The organism is Pseudonocardia sediminis, from assembly GCF_004217185.1.
Classification (GTDB): domain Bacteria; phylum Actinomycetota; class Actinomycetes; order Mycobacteriales; family Pseudonocardiaceae; genus Pseudonocardia; species Pseudonocardia sediminis.
Genome location: NZ_SHKL01000001.1, coordinates 3378105 through 3390504, shown reverse-complemented (window position 1 = coordinate 3390504; position 12400 = coordinate 3378105). Strand labels below are relative to the sequence as shown.

The 12400-nt window shown below is 73.2% G+C and carries 10 protein-coding genes; 5 read left to right on the top strand and 5 right to left on the bottom strand.

Annotated features, from left to right (window positions below; all coding sequences use genetic code 11):
• Positions 1-135: 135 nt before the first annotated feature.
• Both EV383_RS32210 and EV383_RS32205 read left to right on the top strand, forming a co-directional pair.
• On the top strand, positions 136-1416 hold the full coding sequence (locus tag EV383_RS32210; protein ID WP_242623123.1) for a sensor histidine kinase: 1281 nt from the start codon (positions 136-138) through the stop codon (positions 1414-1416).
• Between the two features lie 23 nt (positions 1417-1439).
• On the top strand, positions 1440-2048 hold the full coding sequence (locus tag EV383_RS32205; RefSeq protein WP_278044874.1) for a response regulator: 609 nt from the start codon (positions 1440-1442) through the stop codon (positions 2046-2048).
• Between the two features lie 6 nt (positions 2049-2054).
• Here EV383_RS32205 and EV383_RS15690 read toward each other — a convergent pair whose 3' ends face one another.
• Entirely contained in the window at positions 2055-3476 is a 1422-nt protein-coding gene (locus tag EV383_RS15690; RefSeq protein WP_165438364.1) for an NlpC/P60 family protein, read from the bottom strand.
• A 345-nt stretch (positions 3477-3821) separates the two neighbouring features.
• Here EV383_RS15690 and EV383_RS15680 point away from each other — a divergent pair, with 345 nt between their 5' ends.
• From EV383_RS15680 to EV383_RS15670, 3 genes are all read left to right on the top strand, one after another.
• A complete protein-coding gene (locus EV383_RS15680; protein WP_207223541.1) occupies positions 3822-6614 on the top strand; it encodes an aconitate hydratase in 2793 nt (930 codons plus the stop codon).
• 201 nt (positions 6615-6815) lie between these two features.
• Positions 6816-8333: an SLC13 family permease gene (locus EV383_RS32200; RefSeq protein WP_130290598.1), complete on the top strand. Its 1518-nt coding sequence runs from the start codon at positions 6816-6818 to the stop codon at positions 8331-8333.
• Between the two features lie 236 nt (positions 8334-8569).
• Complete coding sequence (locus EV383_RS15670) at positions 8570-8935, top strand: VOC family protein (RefSeq protein WP_341273732.1); 366 nt, start codon at positions 8570-8572, stop codon at positions 8933-8935.
• 94 nt (positions 8936-9029) lie between these two features.
• On the opposite strand, the gene EV383_RS15665 is transcribed toward EV383_RS15670, so the two are convergent.
• The 4 genes from EV383_RS15665 to EV383_RS15650 all read right to left on the bottom strand — a co-directional run bounded on the left by EV383_RS15665 (position 9030) and on the right by EV383_RS15650 (position 12314).
• A complete protein-coding gene (locus tag EV383_RS15665) occupies positions 9030-9293 on the bottom strand; it encodes a DUF6295 family protein (RefSeq protein WP_423213648.1) in 264 nt (87 codons plus the stop codon).
• A complete protein-coding gene (locus tag EV383_RS15660) occupies positions 9290-10048 on the bottom strand; it encodes a dienelactone hydrolase family protein (RefSeq protein WP_165438363.1) in 759 nt (252 codons plus the stop codon). The genes EV383_RS15665 and EV383_RS15660 overlap by 4 nt, the downstream gene beginning before the upstream one ends.
• 79 nt (positions 10049-10127) lie before the next feature.
• The gene (locus EV383_RS15655) at positions 10128-10583 is read right to left on the bottom strand and encodes a cupin domain-containing protein (protein ID WP_130290597.1); all 456 of its coding nucleotides are present in this window, start codon (positions 10581-10583) and stop codon (positions 10128-10130) included.
• Positions 10584-10766: 183 nt separating this feature from the next.
• Positions 10767-12314 carry a serine hydrolase domain-containing protein gene (locus EV383_RS15650; protein WP_130290596.1) on the bottom strand — a complete coding sequence of 516 codons (1548 nt, stop codon included), beginning with the start codon at positions 12312-12314 and terminating at the stop codon, positions 10767-10769.
• Positions 12315-12400 lie beyond the last annotated feature (86 nt).

Sequence of the window (12400 nt, the reverse complement as noted above, 5' to 3'; positions counted from 1 at the left end):
GCGCTGTTCGTCGTCTCCACACCATGACCCGATCCGACCGCGGCGGGCGGCCGGCGGGCAGTCACCCGGGCGGTACGGCCGCGGTAGTGCCTGCGCTACTGCGCGCCGCGCCGCCGATCTCCTACGGTCGTCGGGATGCGTGTCGCGACGGCCTGGCAGGCCATGGACCAGCGGCCGTTGCGGTTCCTCGCCACGGCCTGGCCGTGGCGTGCGCTGGGCTACCTGCTGTCGGGTGTGATCGTCGGCGGTGTCGTCGTCGCCGCGGCGGTCATCGGGGTCAGCGGGATCGTCGTCCCCCTGATGGTCCCGGCCGGGCTGCTGCTCCTGACGGTGTGGGCACTGTGCGGCCCGGCGGTGGCGCGGCTGGAGCGGTGGCGGCTGCGGCTGGTCGACCTCGACCCGGTCCCCGACCCCCACCGCGCGCCGTTCGAGCGCGGCGTCCGCGCCCTGCTCTCGACCCGCCTGCGCGAGCGGGCGACCCGGCGGGAGGCGGGCTACGCGTTGTTGACGCTCGTGCTGAGCTGCCTCGACGCCGTCGTCCTCGGTATCGCGTTCGTGCTGCCCGTGTCGATGTTCCTGTCCCCGGTCGACGACCCGCGCGCCTGGCCCGCGGTGATCGTCGGCGTCGTGCTGCTGCTCGCCGCGCCCTACACGGTCACCGCCTGGGCCGGTGCGCGGGCGACGCTGGCCCGGACCGTCCTCGGCCCCCGCGACGCCGAGCTCGGGGCGGAGCTGACCGACGTCGCCGCGTCCCGGCGACGGCTGGTGGACGCGTTCGAGGCCGAGCGCGCGCGGATCGAGCGCGACCTGCACGACGGAGCCCAGCAGCGCCTGGTCTCGGTGAGCATGGCCCTCGGGCTGGCCCGCCTCGACGCGGACGACGGGTCACCGGTGGCGCACCGTCTCGACGACGCGCGCACCGAGCTGACCGCCGCCCTGGCCGAGCTGCGCGACCTCGTCCGGGGCCTGAACCCGCAGGTCCTCAAAGACAACGGGCTCGTCGCCGCGCTGGAGGACAGCGCCGGCCGCTCCCCCGTCCCGACCACCGTCGACGTCAGCCTCCCGCGACGGCTGCCACCGCACGTCGAGGTGACCGCGTACTTCGTGGCCACCGAGGCGATGACGAACGTCGCACGGCACAGCGGCGCCACCGCCGCCCGCCTGCACGGCCGTCACCAAGCGGACACGCTGCTGCTCGAGATCAGCGACAACGGCGTCGGTGGCGCGACACCAGGCGGCAGAGCACTCGACAGCAGAGCGCCCGGCAGCGGGGAGCCCGGCGGCCGGGAGCCCGGCGGGACCGGCCTGGCCGGGCTCGCCGAACGCCTCACCGCCGCCGACGGGCGCCTGCGGCTGTCCAGCCCGCCCGGCGGGCCGACCCTGCTCCGGGCGGAGATCCCGTGTCGCTTCGAGTGACTCTCGCCGAGGACTCCGCGCTGATGCGGGAGGGCCTGATCGGGCTGCTGGAGCGGTTCGGGCACACCGTCGTCACCGCCGTCGTCGATGCGGGCGCGATCGCCGGGGCCGTCGCCCGCGACCGGCCCGACCTGTTGCTCACCGACGTCCGGATGCCCCCGCGTCACGCCGACGACGGGCTGCGCGCCGCGCTGGAGGTCCGCCGCACCCATCCCGGGCTGCCGGTCCTGGTGCTGAGCCAGTACGTCGAGCAGTCCTACGCCTCCCAGCTGCTCGACTCCGGCGACGGCGAGGCCGTCGGCTACCTGCTCAAGGACCGGGTCGGCGACGTCACCGCGTTCGTCGGCGCGCTGGAGCGGGTCGCCGCGGGCGGTACCGTCGTCGACCCCGAGGTCGTCCGCCAGCTGATCCGTCGCCGTCGCGACCCGCTGGAACGTCTCAGCGCCCGAGAGCGCGAGGTGCTCGCCCTGATGGCGGAGGGCCACTCCAACGCGATGCTCGCGCAGGCCCTGTTCGTCGGCGACGCCGCCGTGCAGAAGCACATCCGCAGCATCTTCACCAAGCTCGACCTGCCCGCCGACGCCGACGGGCACCGCCGCGTCCTCGCCGTCCTGGCCCACCTGCGGTCGTGAGAGACCTCAGACCATGCGGGTGACGGTGTCCATCAGGTTCTTGTAGCGCACCGGGGAGACCTTGACCTCGGAGCCGGAGTACGGCGCCTCGAGCATCTTGCCGTCGCCCAGGTAGAGCGCGATGTGGTAGGTCCGGCCGTTCTCGGCCCAGGCCAGCATGTCGCCGCGGCGCATCTGGTCGGCCGGGACCTGCTCGCCGGCCTTGTGCTGGTTGCCGCTGTAGCGGGGCAGGTCGATGCCGATCCCGGCGAAGGCGTAGAGCATCAGCCCGGAGCAGTCGAAGCCCTCGTTGGCGTAGTCGCGGTGCGCGTCGCCGGCGCCGCCGTCGCGGATGCCCTTGGTCGGGCCGCGGGAGTTGCCGCCGCCCCAGGAGTAGCGGATACCGATCTGGGCCATCGCCCGGTCGATCACGGTCTCGATCGCGTCCGAGCCGCCCCGCCGCGGCGGGGGCGCGGGGGCGGCCGCCGAGTCCGAGGAGGACTCCTCCTGCCGGGCGCGCGCCCGGTTGCGGGCCTCGGCCGCGGCCTGCTCGGCCCGTTCCCGGGCCCGCTCGGCGGCGGCCTGGGCGGCCTGCCACTGCTCGAAGCGCTGCCGCTGGCCGCGCAGCGTCGCGTCGGAGTTCTGGGCGGCGTCGAGCTGCTGCTGCACCGACGCCGTCTCACCGTTGACGGCGTCGAGGCGCTGCGACTGCTCGTCGGCTGCCGCCTGTGCCTCGACGAGGGCCTGGTCGGCGGCGCTGCGGGCCTCGTCCGCGGCCTGCTTGCGACGGTCGGCCTCCTCCTGCGCCGCGCGGGCGAGGGAGTCGGCGTTGGCCTGGGCGACCCGGGCGCGTTCGAGCGCGTCGAGGGCGTCGGCCTGGTCCTGGCTCAGCGCGTCGGTCAGCCGCGCACGGTCCATCAGGTCCTGCGGGTCGGTCGCGCGGCTGAGCAGTCCGAGCGGGCCCAGGTCCAGTCCGTGGCCGTAGATGCCGGCGACGAACTCGTCGAGACGGGTGCGGGCGTCGTCGATCGCGGCGCCCGCCTCCTCTGTCCTGCGGCGCGCCTCGGTGGCCTTGTCCGCCGCCTCGGCGGCCGCGGCGCCGGCGGCGTCGGAGGTGTCGCGCGCGGCGTTGGCCGACTCGCGCTGGGACGCCACCTGGATCTGCAGCTCGTCGGCCTCGGCGGCGAGCTCGGACAGGCGCGCGGTCAGCCGTCCCACCTCGGCGGCGCGGGCGGCGACGTCACCGCGGGACCGCTCGAGCTGCTCGTCGTCCGGGTTGGGCGGAGGGACGGGCGGCGGAGGCTGCTCGGGGAGCAACGACGACGACACGGCGACGGTCCCCGGCGCGGTGGAACGCTCGACGGCGGGAGAGCCCGCGGCGCGGCCGGCGGCGGGGCCGGGGTCGACGCCCGGGGTGGCGACGAGCACGGCGGTCAGCAGACCCAGCACGCCACACGTCGCGGGCGTGCCGAACGATCGCCGAGCCGTACGCGTCACGCCGTTCCCTTCCGCTGGCCACACCGATGCCCGCCACTGTCCGTGACCGGGCGCAGACTCTCACTCCCGTCCCTGGCGTCACAGCGCGACACACGGAACACCCGGACAACTTCCGCCACACGAGCGATGCCGCCCGGGTGCCGGGCTGTGTCACATCCGGTCGCGCCGTCATATAGGACGCGCGTACTATTTGGTGTCGAGGGGTCGTGCTGCCGCACACGGCGCGGTGCGCGAGACTCGCGAACGACCTCACCAAGACCCGAACCAGTACGCGCCCACCACGCGGGAGGACAGCCAGTGGCCAGCACCGACAGCTTCGGCGCCCAAGGACAGCTCGACGTCGACGGCACCGGGTACGAGATCTTCCGTCTCTCCGCCGTCGAGGGGTCGCAGCGTCTCCCCTACAGCCTGAAGGTCCTGCTGGAGAACCTCCTGCGGACCGAGGACGGCGCGAACGTGACCGCCGACCACATCCGCGCGATCGCGAGCTGGGACCCGAAGGCCGACCCGGACACCGAGATCCAGTTCACCCCGGCACGGGTGATCATGCAGGACTTCACCGGCGTGCCCTGCGTCGTCGACCTCGCCACCATGCGCGAGGCCGTCACCGAGATGGGCGGGGACCCGGCGAAGGTCAACCCGCTGGCACCCGCCGAGCTGGTCATCGACCACTCGGTGATCATCGACGTGTTCGGCACCCCGGACGCGTTCGAGCGCAACGTCGACTTCGAGTACGGCCGCAACAAGGAGCGCTACCAGTTCCTGCGCTGGGGCCAGGGCGCGTTCGACGAGTTCAAGGTCGTCCCCCCGGGCACCGGCATCGTGCACCAGGTCAACATCGAGCACCTGGCCCGCACCGTCATGTCCCGCAACGGGCAGGCCTACCCGGACACCCTGGTCGGCACCGACTCGCACACCACGATGGTCAACGGACTGGGTGTGCTGGGCTGGGGCGTCGGCGGCATCGAGGCCGAGGCCGCGATGCTCGGCCAGCCCGTCTCCATGCTCATCCCGCAGGTCCTCGGCTTCAAGCTGACCGGTGAGATCCCGGCCGGCGCGACCGCCACCGACGTCGTCCTGACGATCACCGAGATGCTGCGCCAGAAGGGCGTCGTCGGGAAGTTCGTCGAGTTCTACGGCGAGGGCGTCGGCGCCGTGCCGCTGGCCAACCGGGCCACGATCGGCAACATGAGCCCCGAGTTCGGCTCCACCGCCGCGATCTTCCCGATCGACGACGAGACGATCCGCTACCTCACGCTCACCGGGCGTTCGAAGGAGCAGATCGCGCTGGTCGAGGCGTACGCCAAGGAGCAGGGCCTCTGGCACGACCCGTCGAGCGAGCCGGTCTTCTCCGACACCCTCGAGCTGGACCTGTCGACGGTCGTCCCGTCGATCGCCGGCCCGAAGCGCCCGCAGGACCGGATCGCGCTGACCCAGTCCAAGGAGGCGTTCCGCTCCTCGCTGGGCAACTACGCGCAGGGCAGCAGCTCCGCCGTCGACGAGGCCGAGGAGGAGAGCTTCCCGGCCAGCGACGCCCCCGCGCACACCGGCGGCAACGGTGGCGGCGCCCCGCGGGCCCCGATCTCCGCCGCGACCGGCGCGCACGGCCGCACCAGCAAGCCGACGAAGGTCACCTACAACGGCGCCGAGTTCGAGATCGACCACGGCGCGGTGGTGATCGCGTCCATCACGAGCTGCACCAACACGTCGAACCCGTCGGTGATGCTCGGCGCGGCGCTGCTGGCCAAGAACGCCGTCGACAAGGGCCTGGCCGTCAAGCCGTGGGTCAAGACGTCGATGGCGCCGGGCTCGCAGGTCGTCACCGACTACTACGAGAAGGCCGGTCTCTGGCCGTACCTGGAGAAGCTGGGCTACCACCTGGTCGGCTACGGCTGCACCACCTGCATCGGCAACTCGGGCCCGCTGCCCGAGGAGGTCTCGGCCGCGGTCAACGAGGCCGACCTCGCCGTCGTCTCCGTGCTGTCGGGCAACCGGAACTTCGAGGGCCGGATCAACCCGGACGTCAAGATGAACTACCTGGCGTCCCCGCCCCTGGTCATCGCCTACGCGCTGGCCGGGACGATGGACTTCGACTTCGAGACCCAGCCGCTGGGCCAGGACACCTCGGGGAACGACGTGTTCCTGCGTGACATCTGGCCGGCCGCCGAGGACATCCAGCGCACCATCGACGACTCGATCAGCCAGCAGATGTTCACGAAGGACTACGCCGACGTCTTCGCCGGTGACGAGCGGTGGACGTCGCTGCCCACGCCCGAGGGCCAGACCTTCGAGTGGGACCCGCAGTCGACCTACGTGCGCAAGCCCCCGTACTTCGAGGGCATGGCGACCGACCCCGAGCCGGTCACCGACGTCTCCGGCGCCCGCGTGCTCGCCCTGCTCGGGGACTCGGTCACCACCGACCACATCTCCCCCGCCGGTGCGATCAAGCCGGGCACCCCGGCCGCGCAGTACCTCGACGAGAACGGCATCGACAAGGCCGACTACAACTCGTTCGGCTCCCGGCGCGGCAACCACGAGGTGATGATCCGCGGCACGTTCGCGAACATCCGGCTGCGCAACCAGCTCCTCGACGACGTCTCGGGCGGCTACACCCGCGACTTCACCCAGGACGGTGGGCCGCAGGCGTTCATCTACGACGCCGCGCAGAACTACGCCGCGCAGGACACCCCGCTGGTCGTGCTGGGCGGCAAGGAGTACGGCTCCGGCAGCTCGCGCGACTGGGCGGCCAAGGGAACGGCCCTGCTCGGTGTGCGCGCGGTGATCGTCGAGTCCTTCGAGCGCATCCACCGGTCGAACCTGATCGGCATGGGCGTCGTCCCGCTGCAGTTCCCGCAGGGCGAGTCGGCGTCGTCGCTGGGCCTCGACGGCACGGAGACGTTCGACATCTCCGGCATCACGGCGCTCAACGACGGCTCCACCCCGAAGACCGTGCACGTCACGGCGACGAAGGAGTCCGGCGACAAGGTCGAGTTCGAGGCCGACGTCCGGATCGACACCCCCGGCGAGGCGGACTACTACCGCAACGGCGGCATCCTGCAGTACGTCCTGCGCGGCATGCTCCGCGGCTGACCTCTCCGTGCGGCTGACGCCGCCCGTGAGTGGATGTCGCTGCCAGGGCGGCGATATCCACTCACGACCCCGATGACCACGGCGCCCCGCCCGGGACCACACGTCCCGGCGGGGCGTCGTCGTGTGCCGGGAATGCCGGGTCCGTCCTTGACCCTCCGGTGAACGGCGACCTAGCGTCCGAGCCGACCGGGGGGTGCGGACATGGTGGTCCAGATCGTGGCTCTGGTGATCTTCGCCGGGGTGTTCCTGATCGCCGAGGTGCGCAGGTCGCACATCGGGATCGTGATGTTCGCGGCCGCCTGCGGGGTCGGGCTGCTGGTCACCGGTCTGCCGCTGGACGACATCCTCGGCGGGTTCCCGGTCGACATCCTGATCCTGTTGGTCGGGGTGACGTACTTCTTCGGGATCGCCAAGTCCAACGGCACCATCGCTCGTCTCGTCGACCTCGCGCTGGCCCGGGTCGGGGACAACGTGACGGCGCTGCCGCTGGTGTTCTTCGCCCTGACCGGAGTCGTGTCGGCGATGGGATCGCCGCTGGGCGGGCTGGTGATGGCACCGATCGGGATGTCCGTGGCCGGCCGCCGCGGGATCGACCCGATGCTGATGGGCCTGGCCATGGCGTGCGGGCTCAGCGCCGGCGGCTTCGCCCCGACCAGCCTGTTCGGCATCGTCACCTACGGCACGGCGGCCTCGGCCGGGATCGCGCTGAATCCGCTCGTGCTGTTCGGGACGGCGGTCGTCGCCAACGTGCTGCTGCTCGGCCTGGCCTACCTGCTGTTCGGCCCGGGTGCGGGCGCCCGGCGGGCACGTCGCGGAAACGGGCGGGTGGTGGCCGCCGGCAGCCCGGGTCTCGACGGTCGGGACGGGGCCGGGTCCGCGCCCGCACCGCGGGAACAGGGGGACCAGCTGGGCGCGGCGGCGACCACGACCGACGACACGGGCGGCGACAGGGGCGGCGACAGGGGCGGCGCCCGGACCTCGGCCGGGCCGTCCGGCACCGACCCGACGGCGACACGCGATCCGGGAGACGACACCGGTGGCCGGGCGTCCGACGCGACCGGGTCCTCCCCGGATCGTTCGGCCCCGCCCGTTCCGGAGCCGTTCGAGCGCGAGCACCGGATCACCGTGCTGGCGATGCTGGGCCTCGTGGTCGCCGTCGTCGTGCTGGCGTTGATGGGCTCCGAGCCGGACATCGGCGTGCTGGCGTTCGCGTTCGGCGCGGCGCTGACGCTGATCGACCCGCCCGCGGGCCGGACCGCGCTGGCCGAGATCGACTGGTCCACCGTGCTGCTCGTCGGCGGGATCATCACCTACGTCGGCGTCCTGCAGACCGCCGGTGCGGTCGACCTGCTCGGCGACCTCGCAGCGGGGCTGGCGTTCCCGGTGCCGGCCGCGTTCGTGCTCTGCGCGGTGTGCGGGCTGATCTCGGCGTTCGCGTCGACGACCGGGATCCTCGCGGCGCTGGTGCCGCTCGCGATCCCGCTGGTGCAGACCGGCGGGGTGCCCGGCTGGGCCCTGATCTGCGCACTCGGTGTCTGCTCGTCGCTGGTCGACGTGTCCCCGTTCTCGACCGTCGGCGCGACGATGGTGGCCACCGCGACCGACCCGGAGGAGAGACCCCGGATGACGTCGCTGCTGACCCGCTGGGGCATGTCGATGGTCGTCGTCGGGCCGGTCCTGCTGCTCGGCACGCTGATGCTGCCCGCCATGGCGGTCTGAGTATCGGCTCTTCTCCGGTCCCGGCCGGCGCTGCTAGCGTCTCCGGTGCGCCCCCATGGGCCTACCGGGAAGGAGCTGCTGTACCGGCCGGCTGCGACGTCCACGTCGTGCCGAGCACCTCCCGCACGGGCCCGCGGCGCATCCTTCCCGGCTCCGACGTGTCCTGCGGTCTGCTCCCGTCGGCCCGGCGGCGCTCCCGACCGGTGCACGCACGCGCCGACTCAGGAGGACCATCCGTGCCCGTCACGTTCAACCACACGATCATCGCCGCCCGCGACCGCCACGCTTCCGCGCAGTTCTTTCGGGACGTCCTGGAAGCCTCGGACGCCCCGTCGTGGGGTCCGTTCACCAACCTGCTGCTCGAGGGCGGGGTGATGATCCAGTTCGCGGACCTGCCCGTCGCGGCCTACCCGGAGATCCAGAACCAGCACTACGCGTTCCTCGTCGACGACGCGCTGTTCGACCGCGCCTACGCGCGACTGTGCGAGCGCCGGATCGAGCACTGGGCGGACCCGCAGATGAGCCGCCCCGGCGAGACGACACCGGACACGGTGGACGGGGCGTCTACTTCCGCGACCCGGCGGGCCACTTCCTGGAGATGATCACCCAGCCGTACCTGTGACCCCGTCTGGCCGGCAGCGACCGGCACTCTCGTCCGAGAGGTTCCGCCGAGAGGGCCGGTCGCTGGAGCACGTGTCAGTGGTGGGCGGCCCGGTCGATGGTGGTCTGCAGGGCCGCGAGGAGCTCCTTCGCCGTGTCCAGGCTCAGCTCGACCGCGACGCGCGCCGACGGGCCGCGTTCCGGGTTCAGGAAGTCGATGTTGACGGTGTGCTCGTCCGGCGCATGCACGGGGTGGTCGTAGTAGACCGTCGCGGTGCGCAGCGGGAACCAGCCGTCGGGGCCCTTCCCGCTGCCGGCCGCGACGTCGATCTTCTCGGTGCTGTAGGTGCACATGCTCATGCCCCCAGGTGCCGGCGGTAGAAGGCGCGGATCTTCTCCCAGCCGTCGAGGGCGGCGGCGACCCGGTAGGACGGGCGGTCGACGGAGAAGAACGCGTGCCCGGCGTCGTCGTAGCGGTGGAACTCGTAGGTCCTGCCCGCCTCCTGCAGGAGCTTCTCCAGCTCGTCGACGTGCGACGGCGACGGGTAGGCGTCCTCGTTGCCGAACAGGCCCAGCAGCGGGGCGCGCAGCTCCGGGACCCGGTCGGCCAGCTGCGCGACCTGTAGCGGGAACCCCTCCGGCGGCGTGCCGACGACGAACGCGCCGTAGCAGTCGACGGCGGCCTGCACGTCGAGCTCGACCCCGGACAGGAACGCCTGCCGCCCACCGGAGCAGAAGCCGATCGTGCCGACCTTCCCGCTCGCCCCGGGCAGCGCGCGCAGCCACGCGACGGCACCGGCTGCGTCACCGACGAACCGCTCGTCCGGCGCCCCGCCCTGCGCACGCGCGGTGGCCGCGGCGTCGTCGGGGTCGGCGCCGGGCGCCTCGCGGCTGTAGAGGTTGACGCACATCGCGTCGTAGCCCTCGGCGGCGAACCGCCGCACGGTCTCCTTGGACTCCCGGTCGTAGCCGGGCATGTGGTGGATGACGAGGACCCCCGCCCGCGGGCCCGGTGTCAGGGGGCGGGCGGTGTAGGCCTCGACCTCGTCACCGCCGTGGCCCCGGATCGCGACCGTCTCGGACAGCACGGCGTCGTAGCGCAGACCTTCGATCATGACCGCGACGCTACGACTCCCCCGGACCGTCCGCGCGCGGCGGTCCGGCCGGCGTCCGGTTCGGGTTCCGGTGCCCGGATCAGGACCGGTGCAGGGGGTCCACCCAGGGCACGTGCTCCGGGTCGGCGACGCCGTCGATGTCGAGGTTGACCACCACCGGCTCCTGCCCGCTGCGGGTCAGGACGCACTCCAGCGGCTCGTCGTCGAGTGCGTTGATCTCCTGGTGCGGCACCCACGGCGGGACGAAGATGAACCCGCCCGGCCCGGCCTCGGCGACGAACTCCAGGTTCTGGCCCCACTTCATCCGGGCCCGCCCGCGGACCACGTAGATCACGCTCTCCAGATCGCCGTGGTGGTGCGCGCCGGTGCGGGCGCCGGGATGGATCGTCACGGTTCCGGCCCAGAGCTTCTGCGCCCCGGCCCGGTCGTGGGTGACCGCGGCGGCCCGGTTCATGCCGGGGGTCTGCGGGGTGTTGGTGTCCAGGGCGTCGCCGGGGATCACGCGGACGCCGTCGTCGCGCCAGTCGGTGGCCATGGCCTCCACGCTAGTGGCGCCCGGTCGTGCGTGGATATCGCTGCCCTGGCGACGATCTCCGCGCACGGGTGCCGGAGGCGCTCTGGGGACGAACGGCGTGGAAGCGGTGGGAGCGGGTGCCGAGCTCGGTGGCCGGGGCGGTCAGGCCGGCCGCGGACGGACGAGACCAGCCCCGAGCGGCGCTCAGACGAACACCCCGCTGACGCCGACCGCCAGCGCCAGGCCGACCACCACCGTGCCGACGGCTCCGATCCAGCGGCTCCGGGAGCCGTCCCCGCGATCCGGGTCGAGCTGCCGCCACCGCAGCACCGCGATCCCGGCCCCCGCCCCGGCGAGCGCGCAGCCGACGAGCCAGAACGGCGCGAACAGCCAGGACACGGCGCCGAGCACGAACGCCGCCGTGAACCCGAGCAGCGTCGACCCGGCCGCCCCCACCACACGGGAGCGCCGCACCGTCCCCGACGCGCGCCGGCCCCAGCCCCCTCGCACCGTGGCGAGGAACCAGGCCCCGGTGAACACGGGCAGAATCGTCGCGGCGGCGGTCGCGATCAGGGCCGCCGGCTCCAGCAGCGAGGACAGGCCCGACGGCGCCGGGGCACCGATCAGCCGGAACGCCGTGTCGTCGACCGAGGCGTTCGAGTTGCCCAGCACGACGACGGCGCGTCGCTGCTCGGGGTCGACGAGGATCGACGAGCTCATCCCGCCCGAGCCGCCGTTCTTCCAGAGCAGTGTCCGGCCGCCCCGCTCGAGCGTGTACCAGGCGTAGCCGATCCGGCCCAGGGACCCGGCGTCCCAGCGCGGCGTCGCCGCGTCCGCTCCCGGGGCCCAGCCGTCCATCATCGCCCGGGCGTAGACGGCCATGTCGGCAGCCGTGGAGAACACACCGGACCCGGCCGGGGCGTCGCCGGGGCTGATCCAGTCCTGCACCGGGCGTCCGGTCTCGTCGTGGCCGATCGCCGCGCCGGCCGGCGGGTCCTGCGCCGGGACGGCGGTCGCAGCCAGGCCCAGCGGCGCGGTGACGTGGATCCGGAGCAGCTCCGGGTACGGCGTCCCGGTCCGCGTGGCGAGGGCGTGCCCGAGCAGCGAGATCCCGAGGTTCGAGTACTGCACCTCGCCGCGTCCGCTCGGGGTCGCCTCGTCGGCCGCGGCGAAGGTGTCGTCCGGGGTCGCGTCGTACGGGTTGATCCCGAAGAGCGTGTACCCGTAGTTGCGCACGATGCCGCCGAGGGAGACCGGGAGGCGGGGCAGGCCGGAGCGGTGCGAGGCCAGCTCGGCCAGGGTCGCGTCTCCCCCGCCGCCGTCCCGCCACGGCCGGTCCGGCACCAGGTCACGGACCCGGTCGTCGGGCCGCACGACGCCCTGGCGGACCAGGTCGGCGAGTACGGCGCCGGTGAACGTCTTGGTGATCGACCCGATCTCCATCGGCGCGTCCGCGCGGAGCGGGTCGCCGTGCCCGTCGTCGCCGATCGCCGCGGAGACGGTCCCGCCCGGCCCGATCTCCGCCGCCGCCAGGCCGACCTGCCCGGGTTCGGACGCGGCCCGCAGCCGCGCGGCCAGGTCCGGGTCACCGGTCCGCTCGTCACCGATGCTCGCCGGGAACGGCGCGAGCAGGGCGCCGAGGACCAGCGCGAGCAGCACGGCGACGGCCGGTACCGCGAAGCGGACCGGGCCCGAGCGGACCGGGTCGGGCGGCCCGGGGACGGATGGCGACGACTCGGAGGTGGCGACCATGTGATTACGATATTCCGTAATTACGTTCTGCACCAGCCCCGGATCCGGTCCCGAGGACTTCCCGGGAACGACGAAGGCCCCCCGAC